At 74.3% G+C, this 20,486-nt stretch carries 7 protein-coding genes; all 7 read right to left on the bottom strand.

The genetic code is table 11. The features are described 5' to 3' along the window. Position 1 precedes the first annotated feature (1 nt). Positions 2–1,243: a hypothetical protein gene (locus tag OUQ99_RS18290; protein WP_267944983.1), complete on the bottom strand. Its 1,242-nt coding sequence runs from the start codon at positions 1,241–1,243 to the stop codon at positions 2–4. Positions 1,244–1,313: 70 nt separating this feature from the next. Beyond that, positions 1,314–1,565 (bottom strand): acyl carrier protein, encoded by a 252-nt coding sequence (locus OUQ99_RS18285; protein WP_267944982.1) that lies wholly within the window; start codon positions 1,563–1,565, stop codon positions 1,314–1,316. Positions 1,566–1,597: 32 nt separating this feature from the next. Then, a complete protein-coding gene (locus OUQ99_RS18280; RefSeq protein WP_267944981.1) occupies positions 1,598–2,449 on the bottom strand; it encodes a 3-hydroxyacyl-CoA dehydrogenase family protein in 852 nt (283 codons plus the stop codon). 46 nt (positions 2,450–2,495) lie between these two features. Then, positions 2,496–7,913 (bottom strand): type I polyketide synthase, encoded by a 5,418-nt coding sequence (locus OUQ99_RS18275; protein WP_267944980.1) that lies wholly within the window; start codon positions 7,911–7,913, stop codon positions 2,496–2,498. Then, the gene (locus OUQ99_RS18270) at positions 7,913–12,541 is read right to left on the bottom strand and encodes a type I polyketide synthase (protein ID WP_267944979.1); all 4,629 of its coding nucleotides are present in this window, start codon (positions 12,539–12,541) and stop codon (positions 7,913–7,915) included. Before OUQ99_RS18270 ends, OUQ99_RS18275 begins: the two co-directional genes overlap by 1 nt. Beyond that, positions 12,538–17,106 (bottom strand): type I polyketide synthase, encoded by a 4,569-nt coding sequence (locus OUQ99_RS18265; protein ID WP_267944978.1) that lies wholly within the window; start codon positions 17,104–17,106, stop codon positions 12,538–12,540. Before OUQ99_RS18265 ends, OUQ99_RS18270 begins: the two co-directional genes overlap by 4 nt. Then, positions 17,103–19,697, bottom strand: a complete 2,595-nt coding sequence (locus tag OUQ99_RS18260; protein WP_267944977.1) for a non-ribosomal peptide synthetase — start codon at positions 19,695–19,697, stop codon at positions 17,103–17,105. Before OUQ99_RS18260 ends, OUQ99_RS18265 begins: the two co-directional genes overlap by 4 nt. Between the last annotated feature and the right edge of the window lie 789 nt (positions 19,698–20,486).

Here is a 20,486-nt window from a genome sequence, read left to right as displayed (position 1 = left end):
CTCAGATCCCGCCCGCGGCGCGCACGCCCGTACGGACCGGGTCCGGCCAGTCCTGCTCATCGGTCCCGAACTGGCTCAGGAAGGCGAACACGAGCCGTTCCAGGCCGAACCCGACGCACCCGCTGTGGGCGGGCCCCTCCCCGCGGGTGATGTCGAACGCGCGGCCGAACAGGTCGTCGTGGAAGTTGAACGAGCCGACCGCGATGCTGCGGTCGGGGCCGACGGGGAGCCGCAGCTCGTACTTGAGCTCCTGCAGGCGCTGCGACCAGATCCGCGCGGAGGCGTCGGAGCCGCTGAAGAACGGGTCGTTGCCCACCTCGCACCAGCCGCTCAGGCCGAGCTCCTCGAGGAAGGCGAAGACCTTGCGCATGTAGCGCTCCCGCGCCCGGGCGACGTCCTCGCGCGACCCGAGGAAGACGATCTCCCGGATGGTGAAGTCCCAGAGCCGCTCCAGGGTGGTGGAGTAGCCCGCCTCGAACCGGAAGGACTTGCCGCGGGAGGTGACCACGTGCAGGCCCTCGCCCTCCAGCGCCCGCCCGCCGTACTGGGCGAAGGTGTGGTAGCACATGGTCGGCGGCAGGCAGTAGTCCACGTTCCCGCACGACTGCAGCACCGAGGGGCCGATGCCCGTCCGGGGGTAGGACTCCTGGAAGGACCGGTAGACGTCGATGTCGTTGTGCAGCCGCGTGACGAACATCAGGTGCTGGGGGAAGGACGTGAAGTACCCGGCCCTCTCCAGGGTCGAGGTCCTGATCAGCGTCGGGTACCGGAACTCGCGTGCGGAGTGGTCCTGCGCCAGGATCCCCAGGACCGCGCGGTCGAAGTAGGCGAACAGGGACAGCAGGGGTTCGCCGACGGCGACCTGGCCCTCGCCGACCTCGGCGACCGCTCCGGCCGCGGCCAGGCGCTCGAACGTGTCGCCGTCCGCGGCGCGCTCGTGCGGCGAGGTCCACACGGACTTGGGCCGGGTCGGCATCTGCGGGCGCACGTCGTTGTCGACCATCCGGTTGACCTTGGCCTCCAGCCCCTCCTCCTCGCAGGGCGCGCGGGTGGTCAGGTCCACCGCCGTCACCGTGTCGCCGTCCCCGACCAGCGCGAAACCGGAGATCCGCGGGGACACGAAGTACAGCCGCCTCTCGATCTCCGGCCCCAGCGCCCCGGGGACGGGGGTGTGCAGGGCGACGCGTGTGGGGCCGCCGCGGGCCGGGGCCGGCGGCTGGTCGTTGCGGTGCGTGTGGTTCACGGGGGTGCCTTACTCGCCGTTCGGAAGCGGGGAGGACGCGCGGGGGCGGGGGTACCGGTGCGCGTCGGAGTCAGCTCTGCGCGCTCGTCCTGGACGTGGCCAGGCGGACGAGCCCGTTCACCGTGCGGAAGTTGTCGAAGTCCATGTCGTCCGGGCCGAGCGTCAGCGCGAACTCCTTCTCGACGAAGGCGGCGAGCTGCATCGCGAACAGGGAGTTGACGTAGCCCAGGGCGAAGAAGTCGTCGGTGTCGGCCAGCGGCTGCCCGCCGGTGTGCTCGCGCAGGAACGTGTGGATGCGCTCTCGTGCGTTCTCGGTCGTCATGTCCGTGTCTCCTGTCGGGGGTCGGAAGGGGGTCAGTAGGTGTGGAAGCCCTGGCCGCTCTTGCGGCCGAGCAGGCCGGCGTCGACCATCTTCTGCAGGAGCGGGGCCGGGCGGTACTTGCTGTCGCGGAAGCTGTCGTGCAGGACGGTGATCGAGTTGAGGATCGTGTCGAGGCCGATGAGGTCGCCGGTCTCCAGCGGCCCCATCTTGTGGCCGAAGCAGCCGCGGAACATCTTGTCGACGTCCTCGGCCGAGGCGATCCCCTCCTGCACGCAGAAGATCGCCTCGTTGATCGTCAGCATCAGGACGCGGTTGGTGATGAAGCCGGGGGCGTCCTGGACGACGATCCCCTCCTTGCCGAGGTCCTTGAGCAGGCCCAGCGCCGTGTCCAGGGTCTGCTCGGAGGTGAAGTGCCCCTGGACGACCTCGACCGTGTCCATCAGCGGCACGGGGTTCATGAAGTGCAGTCCGAGGATCTCGGGAGCGCGTCCGGTCACCGACCCCACCCGGGTGATGGGCACGGCCGAGGTGTTGACGCCGAAGACCACGCCGGGGCGGCACAGGGAGTCGATCTCCTCGTAGACCCCGCGTTTGACGTCCCAGTCCTCCGTCACGTTCTCCACGACGAAGTCGGCCTCCGCCATCGGCGCGAGCCCGGTGCCGGTCCGGATGCGTGCCAGCACGTCCTCGGGGGGCTCCGACGGGGTCCGGCCGCTCAGCATGCCGTTGACGAGCAGGTCGCGCCCGATCTGGCTGATCGCGCTGTCGATCTGTGCCTGGGAGACGTCGACGAGGACCACGTCGAACGACGCCTCGGCGAAGGCCTGGGCCACGCCGCGCCCGATGGTGCCGGCGCCGATCACGCCCACGGTGCGCACACTCACGCGGTACCGCCTTTCCTGGTTCGGGATGGGGGAGCAGGGATGTGGTTCAGTCCTGGTCGTCCTCGCCGTCGAGGTGGGCGGCCAGGTCCGCGACCGTGGTGAAGCGGAACAGGTCGACCATCGACACCCTGACGTCGAGGGACTTCTGGATGCTCTGGGCGATCCGCAGCGCGGACAGCGAGTCGACGCCCAGGGCGAAGGAGCTGTCGTGGACGTTGACGTCGGTCAGGTCGAGCTCGCGCGCCCAGATGTCGCCGAGGGCCCGTTCGGTGTCGGTGTAGGCGCCGTCCTGCCTGCCGAACAGGGTGGCGCCCGCGGCGGGGGCCTGCGGCGCCCCCTCCCGGCGGGCGGCGCCGCGCGCCGCGGCCAGGGCGGTCCGCACGGGCGGGGAGAGCACGAAGGGCGCGCGCCGCAGCAGCTCGTCCAGGCCCCCCGCGCCGGGCCCGCCCAGGCGCGCGTAGTTGACCTCGCCCACGATGACGTTGCCGCGGGCGTGGGCCATGACCTCCTCGAAGCTGCTCAGCGCGTCGGCGGTGGTCAGGGACCGGAAGAAGCCCCGGTCCTCCTCGACCCCGTGGTCGAAGGCCATCCCGGTCTCGCTCCAGTCGCTCCAGTCGACCGTGACCGTGCGCAGGCCCCGCGCGGCGCGCTCCTCGGCGAAGTGGCCGAGGTAGCTGTTGGCGGCCGTGTAGTCGGACTGCCCGGCGGCTCCGAAGACCGACACCGTCGATCCGAAGAGCACCATGCACGCGGGCGGGTCGTCCCGGGTGACCAGGTCGAGCACCGCGGCGCCGAGCACCTTGGGGGCCAGGGTGCGCCGGAAGGTCCGCTCGTCCTTGCGGAAGAGGAAGCCGTCGCCCGCGATCCCCGCGGCGTGCAGCACGCAGGAGATCGGCCCCTGCTCCTGCCGGACGAGCCGCACGATCTCGGCCATCCGCTCCGGGTCGGCGACGTCGCCGCTGTAGCTGCGGACCCGGGCCCCGTGCTCCTCCAGCTCGCGCACGGCCCGGATCCGGTCCAGGAGCCGGGTGTCGTCGGCCGGGACGCCGTCCCACTCCTCGCGCGGGGGGAGCCCGGTGCGGTTGACCAGGGCCAGGCGCACCCCGGGCACGGTACGGCTCAGGTGGCGCGCGGTGGCCAGGCCCAGGCCGCCCAGGCCGCCGGTGATGACGTGGACCCCGTTCTCGGGGAGGGGGTCCTGCGCAGGGGTGTCGCGCAGGTCGACCGGGACGAGTTCGGCGACGTGGCGCACTCCCGCGCGCAGGGCGACGACGGTGGGGGTGCGCCGGGCGAGCAGGAGGTCGCAGACGGGCCCGGGGCCGGTGTCCCCGTCGGTGTCGACGCACAGGACCTCGGTCCCCTCGCTCTCCATGCCGATGACCTTCGCCAGGCCGAAGAGGGTCGCGTGCACGGGGGCGGTGGCCTCCTCCCGGCCGGTCACCCTGGCCACGCGGGGCGCCACGACGCTGAACCGGCCGGGGACGCCGCCGCGCTCCCACAGGCGGCGCACCAGGTGGAAGATGCTGTGCACGCCGTGGTCGAGGCGGTCCGCGAGCTCCGCGGGGCCGTCGCAGGGGCCGTCCGCCGGGGCGGCCACGTGCACGACCTCCTCCGGCGGCCTCTCCCGGAGGGCGTCCAGCAGCCTGTCGAACCCGTCGGGGGTCGGTTCGACTCCGTGGACGCCGCCGCCCGGGGCGCTCCGGGCGCCGGTGAGCTCCGCCTCGGACACGTGCACGCCCCGGGAGCGCAGTTCCGCGGCCAGGGCGCTGCCCCGGCCCGCGCGCTCGGAGACGACCAGGACCGAACCCGGTGCGTCGCGGGGCTCCAGGGCTTCGGTCGCGCGCCGCCAGCGCAGCGCGTGGTGGCGCGTGTGCGGGCGCAGCCGTGCGACGGTCCGCCGGGGGTCGGCCACGCGCTTGGCGGTGAAGCCGCGGATCTCCACGCAGGTGGTTCCGTCGTCGTCGCAGATCAGGACGTCGGCCCTGCGGACCTCGGCGTTGTCGGCCTCCGGGCGCGTGCGGACCAGGCTCAGGCCGGTGGCGGGGACGGGCGCGTGGACGAGCAGCTCGTCGTAGCCGACGGGGAGGAAGAAGTCCGCGGCCGGGTCCGGGCCGTCCTGCTGCCCGGCCCCGTCCCGCAGGGCGAGCCCGCTGAAACCCGTGGCCAGGTCGAGCAGTGCGGGGTGCAGGGCGTGGTCCCCGCACTCCGGCCGGTACCGCTCGGGCATGTCGAGGCGGCCCAGGGCGGCGCGGACGCCGACCCGCACGGTGCGCAGGCTGCCCGTCCACCGTTCGCCGAACTCCATGACCCGGTGCCCGTCCTGGCGGGCGCCGACGTCCACGGTCTCCAGGGAGCACAGCTCGTGCAGCGCGGCCGTGTCCTGGACGGGCGGTGCGTCGAGCGCGCGGACACCGACGGTCCCGCGGACGTGCTCGGTCCAGTGCCCGCCGTGCGGGGAGAGGCTGGCGACGGTGAACTCGGCCTCGTCCTGTCCGGTCTCCCGGACGGTGGTGTGGACCGTGCGGGGGGCATTCTCCTGGACGAGCAGTGGGACGAGGAACGTCACGTCCCGGATCCGCGTGACGGGGCGTCCCAGGTGGAGGGTGGCCGCCGCGCGGGCCATCTCCAGGTAGGTGGTGCCCGGGACGATCGCCTCGCCGGACATCATGTGCTCGGACAGCACCCAGTGCCGCTCCGTGGCGAACTCGGTGGCGAAGACCGACTGCCCCATCGAGCGCAGCAGCTCCCGGTCGAGCAGCGGGTGCGGGCCGCTGCCCCGCACCTCGGCCGCCTGGGGCTCCGCTTTCTCGAGCCAGTGCTTCCTGCGGTGGAAGGGGTGGGTGGGCAGGGGGATGCGGCGGGGGTTGCGGTCGGCGTGGTAGGCGTCCCAGTCGGGTGTGGTGCCGTGGAGCCAGAGCTGTCCGAGGGTCTGGTGCAGGGTCTGGACGGCGGTGCGGGGGTCGCGCTTGTGGGGCAGGCTGTTCAGGGTCGTCGCCGGGTGCTCGTGCCCGTTCAGGACGCGCCGGGCGAGGCTGCGCAGGGTCTGGCCGGGGCCGACCTCGAGCAGGGTGGTGTGGGGTGAGGCGGCTGCGGTGAGGACCCCGGCGGCGAACTCGACGGTGGCCAGGATGTGCCGTCCCCAGTAGCGGGGGTCCTGGGCCTGTTCGGGGGTGATCCAGTCGCCGGTGAGGTTGGAGACGAAGGGCAGGGCCGGGGGGCGCCGTTCGGCGGCGGCCACGGCCGCGGTGAACTCCTCGACCATCGGGGCCATGAGCTCGGAGTGGAAGGCGTGGGAGGTCGTCAGGGGCTGGGTGGGCCACCCGTGTTCGCGGGCGGTCTGCGCGAAGGCGTCGAGCGCCTCCCTCGGGCCGGAGACCACGCAGTCCCGGGGACCGTTGTGCGCGGCGAGGGAGAGCCCGGGGCCCAGGGCCTTCTCCACCTCGTCCCGGTCGGCCATGGTGTTGAGCATGGCTCCGGGGGCCTGGTCCTGCATGAGGCGTCCGCGCAGGGCGACCAGGCGCAGGGCGTCGGGCAGGGTGAAGACCCCGGCGAGGGTGGCGGCGGTCCATTCGCCGAGGCTGTGGCCGAGCATGCCGGTGGGGGCGGCGCCCCAGTGGAGCCAGAGCCGGGCCAGGGCGTACTCCAGGACGAACAGGGCGGGCTGGGTCCAGCGGGTCCGGTCCAGCTGTGCGGGGTCGGGGGTGGTGAGGAGGAGGTCGCGGATGTCGGCGTCGAGCAGGGGGTGCAGGATCCGGGCGCACTCGTCGACGGTGGCGCGGAAGTGCGGCTCCTCCCGGTAGAGGCCGTGGGCCATGCGCGGGTGCTGGGACCCCTGGCCGCTGAACAGGAAGACCAGCGGGGTGCTCCCGTGTGCGGTGTGGGCCGTGTGGGTGTGGGCCGGGTCGCGTGTCTCCAGGGCGGTGGCGATAGCACCGGTGTCGGGGCCGGTGACGGTGCGCCGGTGGGGGAACTCGCGGCGTCCGACCGCGAGGGTGTACCCGGCGTCGGTGAGGTCGGGATCATGTCGGCGCAGGTGGGCGGCCATGCGGTCGGTGAGGTCCTCCAGAGCCTCGGGGGTGCGCGCCGACAGGGTCAGCAGCGCGGTACCGCGCGGGGCCGCGCCGGCCGGTTCCCCGGGCTCCTCCGGGGGCGCCTCCTCGAGGACGAGGTGGGCGTTGGTGCCGCCGAAGCCGAACGCGCTGACGCCCGCCCGCCGGGGGTGCTCGCCGCGGGGCCAGGGCGTCAGCTCGGTGATGACCCGGAAGGGGGTGGAGGCGAAGTCGATGTCGGGGTTGGGCGTGCGGTGGTTGAGCGTGGGCGGCAGTTCCCCGTGCTCCAGGGCGAGCGTCGTCTTGAGCAGCCCGGCGATGCCGGCGGCGGCGTCCAGGTGGCCGACGTTGCCCTTGACCGTGCCCAGGCCGATGCGGCGGTCGGTGTCCAGCGCCCGCGCCAGCGCCTGCACCTCGATCGAGTCGCCGATCAGGGTCCCGCTGCCGTGCGCCTCCACGTAGCCGATGCTCCCGGGATCGGCGTCGGCCGCGGCCAGGGCCTCGGTGACCACCTCCGCCTGGCCGGACGCCGTCGGCGCCGTGAAGCTCGCCTTGACCGCCCCGTCGTTGTTGACCGCCGATCCGCGGATGACGGCGTGGACCGTGTCGCGGTCGGCGAGCGCGTCCTCCAGCCGTTTGAGCACCACCACGCCCACACCGGAGCCGAACACCGTGCCGCGGGCGTCGGCGTCGAAGGGGCGCACGTGCCCGTCCGGGGACAGGAACGACCCCTCCTGGTGCACGTAGCCGGTGTTCTCGGGGACCTTGTAGGAGACCGCGCCGGACAGGGCCATGTCGCACTCGAAGTTGAGCAGGCTCTGGCACGCGGTGTGCACCGCCACCAGCGCACTGGAGCAGGCGGTCTGGACGGGGAAGCTCGGGCCGCGCAGGCCCAGCTTGTAGGAGACCCGGCTGGTGAGGAAGGCCAGCTCGAAGGCGAGGCCGACGTTCTCCCCCTTGATCCTCTCGCCCTGCTCCAGGTTGCCCATGAGGTTGTCGAGGTAGGCCGTCGTGCTGGCGCCCCCGAAGACCCCGATCCGGCCGTCGTGGCGGGCCGCGTCGTAGCCCGCGTCCTCCAGCGCCTGCCAGGACGTCTCCAGGTACAGCCGGTGCTGCGGGTCCATCATCTTCGCCTCGCGGGCGGTGTAGCCGAAGAACTCCGCGTCGAACTCGCCGATCCCCTCGAAGCGCGGCGCGGCCCGCACGTAGTCGGTGCGCCCGAACACCGCGGGGTCCACCCCGGCGGCCTCCAGCTCCTCCTCGCTCAGTCGCCCGATCGACTCCACGCCCTCGCGCAGGTTCGACCAGAACGCGGACAGGTCCGCTGCCCCCGGGAAGCGCCCGGCCATCCCGACGATGGCGACACCCTCGTGCTCCGGGAGGTCCTCGGACCCCGGCTCGGCCGCGTCGGCCATCACTGCCCCCTTGCCTTGCGGCGCCGCTGCTGGTGCCGGCGCCGCTTCTGCGCGTTCTCTCTGCGTTCCCGTAGCGCGTCGTCCGTGCCGTCCTGCGGGCCGTCGCCGCCCCGGGCAGGCTCCGGCGGCGCGGCGACCCCGGCCAGGTGGGCGACGGTCAGCCCCTCGTAGAGGTCGCCCAGCGTCACCCTGCTGCCCAGCCGGGCGTTGACGGCGCCGACCAGCTGGATGGCGATCAGGGAGTCCCCGCCCAGGTCGAAGAAGCTGTCCTGGGCGCCGACCCGCTCGACGCCCAGCAGGTCCTGCCACACCTCGCGGATCACCGCCTCCGCGCCGGGCCCCGGAGCCGCCGGTCCGGCGGCGGCACCGCCCGGAACGGCCGCCGGGTCCCGGACCGGTGCGGTCGCGGGCCGCGCCGCCAGGGCCTCGGCGAACAGCGCCGACAGGTCGGCGGGCGAGACCACGACCTGCGGCTCGCCCGAGTGCGCGAGGACCGTGTCGAGCGCGCGCAGTCCTTCGAGTGCGCTCATGCCGAGCCGTTCCACGCGCAGGCGCCGGCTGTGTTCCACGGAGGAGGGCAGGGCCGTGGTGACGGACATGCCGACGTCCTTCCAGGCGCCCCAGTCGACGGCGACCACCCGGCTCCGCCGGCCGCGGTCCTGTGCGAAGGCGTCCAGGAAGCAGTTCGCGGCGCAGTAGTCCACCTGCCCGGCGCTGCCGATGTTGGCGCCGTTGGAGCCGAACAGCACCAGGTGGTCCAGGTCCTGGCCGGCCAGGACCTCCTCCAGGACGAGCGTGCCCCGGACCTTGGGCCGCAGGACCTCGGCGGCCTCGCGCAGGTCCTTGAGCTGGATGAGGCCCCCGCCCGCCAGCCCGGCGGCGTGGAAGACGGTGTGGACGCCGCCCCAGCGCCGGACGGCCTCGTCCACGACCGCGCGCATCGCGTCCCGGTCGGTGACGTCGGCGCGGACGACGAGCAGCTGCGCGCCGCGGTCCCGGAGCCGCTTGAGGCGGTGCACGATCTCGGTGGTCCGGCGGTCGCCCGTGCCCGCGTCGAGCCAGGCCCCCCACTCCTCGGCGGGCGGGAGGCCGGTACGCGAGGTCAGGACGATGCGGGCCCCGTCGGACGCCAGGTGCTCGGCCAGCGCCAGGCCCAGGCCGCCGGTGCCGCCCGTGATGAGGTGGACGCGGTCCCTGCGCGCGCCCGGAACCGTGCGGGCCGGGGGCAGGGGGTGGGGGAGGAAGTGCTGCGCCCAGCGGTGGGGGCCGCGGTGGGCGACGGTCTCCGTGCCGGGGGCGGGCTCGCTCGCCAGCTCCGCCGCCAGCCGGTCGACCAGCCGCGGGTCGGGCGCAGGCCCGCAGTCGATGTCGACGCTGCGGCAGGCCGTGTCCGGCAGCTCGCGGGACATGACCCGGCAGGGGCCGAGCAGGGCGGCCTTGGCCGGGTCGAGGACCTCGTCGCCGGTGACGCAGTGCAGCCCGTTGCTGAGCACCCAGAATCGGCGCGGCTCCCCGTCGGCGTGGCGGGACAGGGACGTGGTGAGGCGGACCAGGCTCTCGAAGCCGAGCCGCAGCGCCGTGTCCGGGTCGCTCCGGTCCGCACGCACGGGCGCGGTCACGCTCCAGCAGTGGACGATGCGGGTGGGCACGCCGTCCGGGCCGTCGGCGAGGGCGGCCAGGAGCCGGTCGTGGTCGGCGCCCGAGGCCGGATCGACGGTGAACCGGCCGTCGCCGTCGTCCGTCCAGGCGTCGGAGGCGGCCACCTCGGTGACCCTGGCGCCGCCCTCGCGCAGCCGTCGCGCGAGCGCCCCTCCCACGCCCAGGCCGTCGGTGAGCACCATCCAGTGCCGGCTGTGGTCGGGGGCGGTGCGCAGGGGCAGCGGGGCGCGCTGCCAGGACGGGACGTGGAACCAGTCCGCCGTGTTCTCGTGCCGGCGGGGGACGCCGTCCTCCGCCCCGTGCTCCTGCTGCGCGGCCGGCTCGACCTTGTCCAGCCAGTGCTTCCTGCGGTGGAAGGGGTGGGTGGGCAGGGGGATGCGGCCGGGGTCCCGGTCGTTGTAGTAGGCGTCCCAGTCGGGTGTGGTGCCGTGGAGCCAGAGCTGCCCGAGGGTCTGGTGCAGGGTCTGGAGGGCGGTGCGGGGGTCGCGCCTGTGCGGCAGCGAGTGGAGCGCGGCCGCGGGGGCCCCGGCGTCCGCCGTGATGCGCCGGGCGAGGCTGCGCAGGGTCTGGCCGGGGCCGACCTCCAGCAGGGTGGTGTGCGGGCCGTGTGCGGCGGTGAGGACCCCGGCGGCGAACTCGACGGTGGCCAGGATGTGCTGTCCCCAGTACCCGGGATCCTGGGCCTGCTCCGGGGTGATCCAGTCGCCGGTGACGTTGGAGACGAAGGGGATCACCGGGGGGCGCCGTTGGACGGCGGCCACGGCTGCGGTGAACTCCTCGACCATCGGCGCCATGAGCTCGGAGTGGAACGCGTGTGACGTGGCCACGTCCTGCGTGCTCCACCCGTGTTCGCGGGCGGTCCGCGCGAAGGCGTCGAGCGCCTCCTGCGGGCCGGAGACCACGCAGTCCCGGGGGCCGTTGTGCGCGGCCAGGGACAGTGAGGGCGGGAGGACCGCCTGCACGGCTTCGCGGTCGGCCATGGTGTTGAGCATGGCTCCGGGGGCCTGGTCCTGCATGAGGCGTCCCCGGAGGGCGACCAGGCGCAGGGCGTCGGGCAGGGTGAAGACGCCGGCGAGGGTGGCGGCGGTCCATTCGCCGAGGCTGTGGCCGAGCATCCCCGCGGGGGTGATGCCCCAGTGCTGCCAGAGCCGGGCCAGGGCGTACTCCAGGACGAACAGGGCGGGCTGGGTCCAGCGGGTCTGATCCAGCTGTGCGGGGTCGGGGGTGGTGAGGAGCAGGTCGCGGATGTCGGTGTCGAGCAGCGGTTGCAGGATGCGGGCGCACTCGTCGACGGTGGCGCGGAAGTGCGGTTCCGCCCGGTAGAGGTCGTGGGCCATGCGGGGGTGCTGGGACCCCTGGCCGCTGAACAGGAACACGACAGGGGGGCCGTCGCGGAGGACCCGCGCGCTGTGCGCGGACGCGGGGTCGCGTGTCTCCAGGGCGGCGGCGACGGCGTGTGCGTCGGGGCCGGTGACGGTGCGCCGGTGCGGGAACTCGCGGCGTCCGACGGCCAGGGTGTACCCGGTATCGGTGAGGTCGGGGTCGTGCATGCGCAGGTGGGCGGCCATGCGGTCGGTGAGGTCCTCCAGCGCCTCGGGGGTGCGCGCCGACAGGGTCAGCAGCGCGGTGCCGCGGGCACTCGTGGAGCGCGTGGGCGGCGCAGGGGCCTCCTCCAGGACCAGGTGGGCGTTGGTGCCGCCGAAGCCGAACGCGCTGACGCCCGCGCGCCGGGGGCGGTCCCCGCGCGGCCAGGGCGTCAGCTCGGTGACGACGTCGAACGGAGTGGCCGCGAAGTCGATGTCGGGGTTGGGCGTGCGGTGGTTGAGCGTGGGCGGCAGCTCCCCGTGCTCCAGCGCCAGCGTCGTCTTGAGCAGCCCGGCGATGCCGGCGGCGGCGTCCAGGTGGCCGACGTTGCCCTTGACCGTGCCCAGACGGACGCGCCGGTCGGTGGTGTAGGAGCGTGACAGCGCCTGCACCTCGATGGGGTCCCCCAGCGCCGTCCCGGTCCCGTGGGCCTCCACGTAGTCGACCCCGCCCGGGTCCAGGCCGGCGCGGGCCAGGGCCGCCGCGACCACCGCGGCCTGGCCGCTCACGCTGGGCGCGGTGAAGCCGACCTTGACCGCCCCGTCGTTGTTGACCGCCGATCCGCGGATGACGGCGTGGACCGTGTCGCGGTCGGCGAGCGCGTCCTCCAGCCGTTTGAGCACCACCACGCCCACACCCGTGCCGAAGACGGTGCCTCTGGCGTCGGCGTCGAAGGGGCGCACGTGCCCGTCCGGGGACAGGAACGACCCCTCCTGGTGCACGTAGCCGGTGTTGAGCCCCGGGTCCACGTGCACGCCGCCGGAGAGCGCCATGTCGCACTCGCCGTCGAGCAGGCTCCGGCAGGCGGTGTGCACCGCCACCAGCGCCGTCGAGCACGCGGTCCGCAGGGACAGGCTCGGCCCCTTCAGGTCCAGCTTGTAGGACACCCGTGTGGAGAGGAACCCCAGCTCGTTGCCGACGAGGACCTGCGTCCGGCCCAGGGTGTCCACGAGGCGCCGGTGCGAGTGCACGTGGGCCAGGTACCGGTTGGCCCCCGCACCGCCGAACACCCCGATCGCGCCGTCGTGGCGGGCCGCGTCGTAACCGGCGTCCTCCAGCGCCTGCCAGGACGTCTCCAGGAACAGCCGGTGCTGCGGGTCCATCACCTGCGCCTCGCGGGCGGTGTAGCCGAAGAACTCCGCGTCGAACTCGTCCGCGCCCTCGAACCTCGGCACGGCCCTGACGTAGTCCGGCTTGCCGGACTCCTCGCCGGGAACCCCGGCCGCCTCCAGCTCCTCCTCGCTCAGCCGCCCGATCGACTCCACGCCCTCGCGCAGGTTCGACCAGAACGCGGACAGGTCCGCTGCCCCCGGGAAGCGCCCGGCCATCCCGACGACGGCGACGCCCCCGCGCCGTCCACCCCCGCCCCCGCCCGCGGCCGTCACCGCTCCTCCCCGCGGCCGTCGACGAGCTCGCCGAGGGTGCGCACGGTGGGGCCCTCGTAGACGATGGTCAGCGGGACCGCCACGGCGAGCTCCTGGCGCAGCCGGTGCACGACCTGCAGGCCGAGGAGGGAGCTGCCGCCCAGCTCGAAGAAGTTGTCGTGCACGCCCACGGACTCGACGCCGAGGAGCTCCTGCCAGATCCGCGCGATCCGCTCCTCCGTGGCGCCGGCCGGGGCGACGTAGGGGTTGCGCAGCTGGGGCCGCTCGTGCAGGCGGACCGGGGCCGGCGCGTCGGCGACCGGGTCCGCCCACAGCCGCACGCGGGCGGCCAGGTCCCCGGTGGAGACGGCGACCTGGGGCAGGGGCGCGGAGCGCAGCAGCCGGTCGAAGACCCGGCGGCCCTCCTCCGGGGCCAGCGCCAGTTCGCGCACGGCGGCGCCGAGGTCGGTGCGCGCCCGCCCCTCCTCCCGGGAGAACAGCCAGGCCTCCCAGTTCACGCTGGTCCACGGCTGCTCCGGGCCGTGGTGCCGCTGGGCGAAGGCGTCCAGGGCGGCGTTGGCGGCGGCGTAGGCGGCGAAACCGAGCCCGCCCAGGATCGAGGCGACCGAGGAGCTGATGACCGCGAAGTCCAGGCGCCGTCCGGCGAACACCTCGTGCAGGACCCGGGCGCCGTGCAGCTTGGGGCCGAAGTGCCACGCGCACTCCTGCGGCCCCAGCTCCGTGATGGTGCGGTGCGCGTCCTGCCCGGTGGTCCCGGCGCAGTGCAGGATCCCGTTGACCGGACCCAGCTCACGGGACACCCGCTCCCGGACCGCGCGCACGGCCGCGAGGTCGCCGACGTCGGCGGCGACCACCGTCACCGTCGATCCGAGCTCCTCGATACCGCGCACCGCCCGGACGGCCGACGCGGTGGGCCCGGGCAGCGCCGGGTCGTCCCACTCCTCGCGGGGCGGCAGGCCCCTGCGCCCGAGCAGGACCAGGCGCACCCGCTCCTGTTCGGCGAGGGCCCCGGCCATGAGCAGTCCGATCTTCCCCAGGCCGCCGGTGACCAGGTAGACGCCGTCCCTCCGGACCGGTGGGGCCGTGCCGCCCCGGAGTTCGACCGGTTCGTAGCCCTGGGCCCACAGGTGCCTTCCGCGCAGCGCGAGGACGGGCTCCTGCGGGGGGTGGGCCAGGTGGTCCAGCAGGCGGCCGGCGAGCTCGGGCGGCCCGGCGGGGCCGTCCGTCCGCACGTCCAGGTGGACGCACTCCAACGACGGGTACTCCTGGACGGCCACCTTGCAGATGCCCTGGACCGCGGCCTTGGGCGGGCAGAGCGGTTCGTCGCCGAGCACCGGGTGGACCTCGCTGGAGACCACGTCCCAGCGCTGCGGCCCGGCCATGAGCTCGTCCGCGCACGCCTGCGTCCAGTGGACCAGGCTGGTGAAGGCGCGGTCGAGCAGGTCCTGGACCTGTGCGGGGTCGGCGGCCCGTCCGGCGTCGGCGCCGACGCTCCAGCAGTGGACCACCCGCTCGGGCACCGCCCCCTCGGCGCGCAGCGACTCGGCCAGCCGGGTGAAGTGCTCGGGCCGCGCGGGGTCCAGGACGTAGGAGTCCTCACGGTCGCGGCTCCACCCGTCGCCCGCCCGCACGGTGCGCACCGCGGCGCCCGTGTGCGCGAGCCGCTCGGCGAGCGCCGCGCCCAGTCCCGTGTCGTCGGCGAAGACCAGCCACCGCTGTGCGGCCAGGCGCCCGGCGTCCGCCGCGGGGGCGGGGGGCAGCCGCCGCCAGGAGGGGGCGTGGAACCAGTCGTCCGGCGATCCGACGCGCTCCTGCACCGACCTGTCGCGCAGGCCGTCCCGCCGACCCGGTTCCAGCCAGTAGCGGCGGCGCTCGAAGGGGTAGGCGGGCAGGGGCACACGCCTGGCGGACCCGCGCGGAGGGGAGGGGAGCTCGCGTCCGGCGAGCCAGAGCCGGCCCGCCGCTCCGAGCATCGCGGCCCGGTCGCTGCCGCCGAGGAAGGTGTTCGGCAGGGAGGGCACGACGACCCGGTCGGTGGCCGCCGCGGCGGGGTGCCGCAGGACGTCCGGGGTCAGGGTGGGGGCGGGGCCGAGCTCGGCGACCACGATGTCCGGCACGGACCACAGCGTCCGCAGCCCGTCCGAGAAGCGCACGGTCCGGCGCATGTGCCGTGCCCAGTAGTCCGGGTCGACCGCCTGCTCGCCGGTGATCCACGTCCCGGTCGTGTTGGACACGAAGGGCCGCTCGGGCGGGTGCAGCTCCACCGAGCGCACCAGCCGCGCGTACGGTTCGACCACCGCGTCCATCGCCGGAGAGTGGAAGGCGAAGCGTGTGTTCAGCCGGCGGCCGGGGGTGCCCGCCTGCTCCAGGTCGGCGGCGGCCTTCTCGATGCCCTCGACCGTGCCCGAGAGCACGCAGTTCCGCGGCCCGTTGACGGCCGCCAGCCCGACCTCGTCGCCGGTGTGGCGCTGGGCCGCCTCCTCGGAGAGGGGGACGGCGAGCATCGCGCCCTCGGGCTGCTGCTCGATCAGGCGTGCGCGCTCCACCACCAGGCGCAGCGCGTCGGGCAGGGAGAACACCCCGGCCGCGCAGGCCGCCACGTACTCGCCCAGGCTGTGGCCGATCATCGCCTCGGGGGCCACGCCCCAGGAGTCCCACAGCCGGACCAGCGCGTACTCGAGGGCGAACACGGCCGGGTACCCGAGGAGCGGCCGGTCGACGGGGGCCCGGCCGCGCGCGGGCTGCTCCAGCATGCGCCGGAAGTCCGGGGAGGGCGGGGCCGCGGCGTCGTCGCCGGCGAACATGTGCTCGCGCACGTCCTGGCCGAGCAGCGGCTCCAGCAGCGCCGCGCACTCGTCCACGGCTTCCCCGAACACGGCCTCCCGGGCGTACAGGCCCCGCGCCATGCCCGGGTACTGCGAGCCGAAGCCCGTGAACACGAACCCCACCGGCCGGTGGGCGGTCTCCGGGGCCAGGGCGGACAGCAGGCGCCCGTCGTCGCGGGCGTCGAGGGCGCCGAGCGCCTCCTCGGTGCTGGAGCACACCACCATGCGGCGGTGGGGGAAGGCCTTGCGCTGCCGGAGGGTGAACGCCATGTCGCGCAGGTCGGTGTCCGGGTGGGCGCGGAGGTGCTCCTGGAGCCGGTCGGTGGCGCTCTCGAGCGCCTCGGGGCTGCGGGCGGAGAGCACCAGCAGCTCCTCCCGGCCGGGTTCCGACGGCTCCTCGGGCCGGGGGCGGGGCGGGGCCTGTTCGAGGACGACGTGCGCGTTGGTGCCGCCCAGGCCGAAGGAGCTCACCCCGGCGCGCCGGGGCCCGTCCCCCTGGGGCCAGTCGCGCAGCCGCGTGTTGACGTAGAAGGGGCTCCCGTCCATGCCCAGCCGCGGGTTGGGCTCCTCGAAGTGCAGGCTGGGCGGGATCTGCCCGTGCTCCACCGCGAGCACCGTCTTGATCAGCCCGGCCACCCCGGCCGCGGAGTCCAGGTGCCCGATGTTGCTCTTGACCGAGCCCAGGGCGCACCCGTGCGCCGGGAGTCCGGCGAAGGCGGAGGTGAGCGCGGAGAACTCGATCGGGTCCCCGAGGTTGGTCGCGGTCCCGTGCAGCTCGACGTAGCCGATGCTGCCGGGGTCGACGTCCGCGTTGGCCAGCGCGGTGGCGATCACCTCGGCCTGGGTCGCCGCTCCGGGTGCGCTGAACCCGGCCCGGCGCGAGCCGTCGTTGTTGAGCGCCGTGCCCTTGATGACGGCGTGGATGTGGTCGTCGTCGGCGAGCGCGTCGCCCAGCCGCTTGAGGACGACCATGCCCGCGCCCTCGCCGCCGACGGTGCCCCGGGCCCGCGCGTCGAAGGTGCGGCAGTAGCCGTCGGGGGACAGGATGCCGTCCTGGCGGAAGAGGTAGCCGTCGCGGCGTGTGGCGTCGACGGCCACTCCGCCGGCCAGGGCCATGTCGCACTGGAAGGCCAGCAGCGACTGGCAGGCCTCGGCGACCGCGACCAGCGAGGTCGAGCAGGCCGACTGCACGTTGACGCTGGGGCCCCGCAGGCCGAGCTTGTAGGAGATCCGGCTGCTGACGAAGTCGGAGCGGTTGCCGATCACCGTCTGCTTGTCGCCCAGGAGCCGCTCGGCGTCGGGCTGGGTGGCGACGTTGAACAGCAGGTAGGTGTTGTTGCCCGCGCCCGCGTAGACGCCGATCGGTCCGTCGAAGCGGTCGGGGGCGTGCCCGGAGCTCTCCAGGGCCGACCAGGCGCACTCCAGCAGCACCCGGTGCTGCGGGTCCATGACCTCGGCCTCGCGGGGGGAGTAGCCGAAGAAGGCGGCGTCGAACCTCTCGGAGTCCTCCAGCAGGTAGCCGGCGGCGACGAAGTCCTCGTGGCCGCGCACGTCCGCGGGCACGCCCCGCGCGGCCAGCTCCTCGTCGGAGAAGCGGGTGTCCGAGCACACCCCGGCCTTGAGGTTGTTCCAGAACTCCCCGACGTCGCGGGCCCCCGGGAAGCGTCCGGCCATGCCGACGACCGCGATGTCGAGGCTGTCGTCGTGCTCGTCGCCCGTGTCGGGTCCCGGCTGGTTCATGCCCGGCCTCGCTTCGCTCGTAGCTGCTGTTGGCGGCGGCGCAGCAGCGCGTTCTGCTGCGCCCCCCGTGCCGCTTCCGGCGGGGGCGGCTGTTCCGGCTCCCCGGAGGCGAGGAACGCGGCCTGCGCGCGCACGGTCGTGTGCTGGAACAGGCCGAGGAGGTCGATGTCGCGGCCGGTCCCGGCCCGCAGGCGGTGCTGGAGCTCGACCAGGAGCAGCGAGTGCCCGCCCAGGTCGAAGAAGTTCTGTTCCATTCCCACCTCCTCCACCCCGAGCAGCTCCCGCCACGCGTCCGCGACCAGGCGTTCCAGCCCGTTCGACGGCGGCAGGGGGGCGGAGGCGGCCGTCGTCGGCGCGGGCACCGGGGGCAGGGCCGAGCGGGCGACCTTGCCGTGCTCGGACAGCGGCAGGCGCTCCATGGGCACCACCGCCTGCGGGACCATGTGCGGGGGGATCCGCTCCCCGAGGTGTCGTTCCAGGTCGGCCCGGTCGAACGAGGCGGGGGAGTGCGGTTCGACGTAGGCCACGATCCCGCGGCCGCCCGCGAGGTCGTCGCGGACGACGGTGGTGGCGTTGCGGACCTGGGGGTGGGACTTCAGGGCGGAGTCGATCTCGCCCAGTTCGACGCGGAAGCCGCGCACCTTGATCTGGTCGTCGCGGCGCCCGAGGAAGGCGATGGTGCCGTCGGGCAGGCGCCGCACGATGTCGCCGGTGCGGTAGAGCCGCTCGCCCGCCCGTGGGCCGAGGGTGTCGGGGACGAAAGCCTCCCGGGTGAGGTCGGCCCTGTCGTGGTAGCCCCGGGCGAGGTTGGCGCCGCCGATGAGGAGTTCGCCCGAGACGCCCGTGGGCACCTGCTGCCCGGCCGCGTCCACCACGTGGGCGCGGGTGTTGGGGAGGGGCACGCCGATGGGCGCGGTGTCCCACTCCGCCCGCAGGTGGTCGCCGACGGCGAGGGCGAGGACGCCGACGGTCGTCTCGGTGGGCCCGTAGTGGTTGTAGACGCGGCAGTGGGGGACCGAGCGCTGGATCCCGCGCAGCCACCGCCAGTCGGAGGGCTCTCCCCCCACGATGAGCAGGCGGCGCGGCAGGAGCTCCGCGAAGCGCGGGGAGGACTGCAGCGCCCGCAGGTGGGAGGGGGCGATCTTCAGGCAGTCCACGCCCCGGTCCCGGACCCAGTCCGCGAGCCGGTCCGCGTCCAGGGCGGTCTCCCGCGGGATCAGGTGCACCTGCCCGCCGGTGCACAGGGGAGGCACGAGGGCGGTGACGCTGGAGTCCACCGTCAGCGGCTGCACCATCGCGAAGCTGAGCGGTTCGCGCAGGCCGAACCTGTCGATGACGGCGAAGGTGTAGCTCAGCAGCTGGCGGTGCTCGATCACCACGCCCTTGGGCCTTCCGGTGGAACCGGACGTGTAGAGCAGGTACGCGGCCGTGTCGAGGCCGCAGGACCCCTCGGCGGGCCTGTCGTCGGGGCGGCCCCGGAGCACGGACCAGTCGCGGTCCAGCTCGACGACGCCGCGGCCCGGTCCGAAGGAGAGGGCGGGGTCGGTGGTCACCACGGTCCGCACCGCCGCGTCGGCGAGGATCGCGGCCCTGCGTTCGGCCGGGTCGGCGGGCTCCAGCGGAACGTAGGCGCCGCCGGCCTTGAGGATGCCCAGGACGGCCACCACCAGCCTGGCGCCCCGTTCCGAGCACAGCCCCACCGTCGTCTCGGCTTCCACGCCCTGTTCGCGCAGCAGGTGGGAGAGTTGGTTGGCGCGCCGGTCGAGCTCGCTGTAGGTGAGCGCGGCCTCGGGGGTGCGCACCGCGACCGCGTCGGGGGTGCGCCGGGCCTGGGCCTCGAACAGCTCGTGGAAGGGCTGTGCGGGGACGGCGGTCGCGGTGCTGTTGAGCGCGGCGGTGAGGCGCTCCTCCTCCGCGGTGAGCACGGGCAGGTCGCGGACGGCCCGGTCTGGTGAGCCGGTCACGCCCTCCAGGAGCCGGAGCAGGTGTCCGCAGGCCCGCCGCGCGGTCGCCTCGTCGAACACGTCCGCGGCGTAGACGACCCGGCCGGCCAACCGGTCGCCGTGGTCGGTCAGCCGCACGTCCAGGTCGCAGCGGGTCGTGCGGACCGGTTCGGGACTGCCGCCGGTCTCAGGGGGGCCGTCGGAGCGGGTGAGGCCGAAACCCGGCCAGGGCAGCGCGGTCGCGCCCTGCTGGTGGTGGCGGCCGTCCTCCTCCGCCCGGCGCAGGCTCTGCCCGGCGCGGTCGACCAGTTCGCGGAAGCTCTCCGCGCCGGTGACCCGGGTCCGTGTCAGCAGCGTGCCGCCGGAGGGGCCGGGGACGGCGACCACGAGGTCCCGCGGGCCGCCATAGCGGTGCAGCAGGACGAGGTAGAGGGCGAGGGCCGCGGCCTCGGGTCCGCCGCCGGCCTCTCCGGCCAGCGCCCGCAGCCCGGCGGCGTCCGGTGCGGGCACCTCGAACGCCACGGAGCCCGCTCTCAGCTCGCGCCGCGCGGGCGCGGGCCGGTCCCAGGGCAGCACGGCCGCGGGAAGCGGCTCGGTGGCGCCCGCGGTCTCGGGCGGACTGGTCGACGAGGCGGGGGGAAGCGTCATGGGGCCGCCTTGCGGACGTCGGGGGCTGGGCACGCGGATCACGTCGGCCGGGGGTGGGACAGGGGGTCCGTGCCCGGGGGCGGGGGTGTCTCCTTTTTCGCGTTCCAGGACACGGTTGCGGGGACCGCGCGGCCCGGGGAGGGGGTTCCTCCGTGGCGGAACCCTGTATCAGTCCGGATTCCCGCTCCTCGGGACCGCGGTATCCGCATTCCGGTGCGCCGTCGTCATCGCGCAGCCCGTTCTGTATTCGGGGAAACGGTTCCCGAGGGTAATCGGAAGCGTGGTCGGACTACGTGGAGAGCACTCACGAAACCCATCCCACTCCCCTCGCCGTGGCATTGTCGGCCCACTCGCAACCCGGGCGCAGCGAAACATCAGACCGTATGGAACGAGATACCAGAACGTCGTTGTGCGGCGCAATGGCACAACGGGTTCGAGGTTCTCGCGCACCACCGCGGACCGGTGATCCCTGGCGCATAGTAACGGTTTCCCTGGTGGAGCGGAAGCCTCTGTGAACAGCCGATTCATCGGCAGTCGGGGATTCCCGGCCGGTGTGCCGTGCGCTATCATCGCCGACGACGCAGGGCTTTTATCAGGTGGGGGTGCTTGTGCGTGCCGTGTTCGCGGGCCGATCCGACCGGCGGGAACCCGGTGGCATTACCGCGTCGGGAAGGTACAGGTCAACCCCGGGGAACCGATCCGTTTCACGCCTTCTCGCCGAGTCTTCCGGAGGGGGACCGGCCAGTGGTCGCGCCTTGCGTATTTTCGGGACGGCGGTCCGGAATCGGT

Source organism: Streptomonospora nanhaiensis (genome assembly GCF_026642255.1).
Taxonomy (GTDB): domain Bacteria; phylum Actinomycetota; class Actinomycetes; order Streptosporangiales; family Streptosporangiaceae; genus Nocardiopsis; species Nocardiopsis tropica.
Note: the sequence above shows the minus strand (reverse complement) of the source record. Positions and strands in the feature narration are given on the sequence as shown.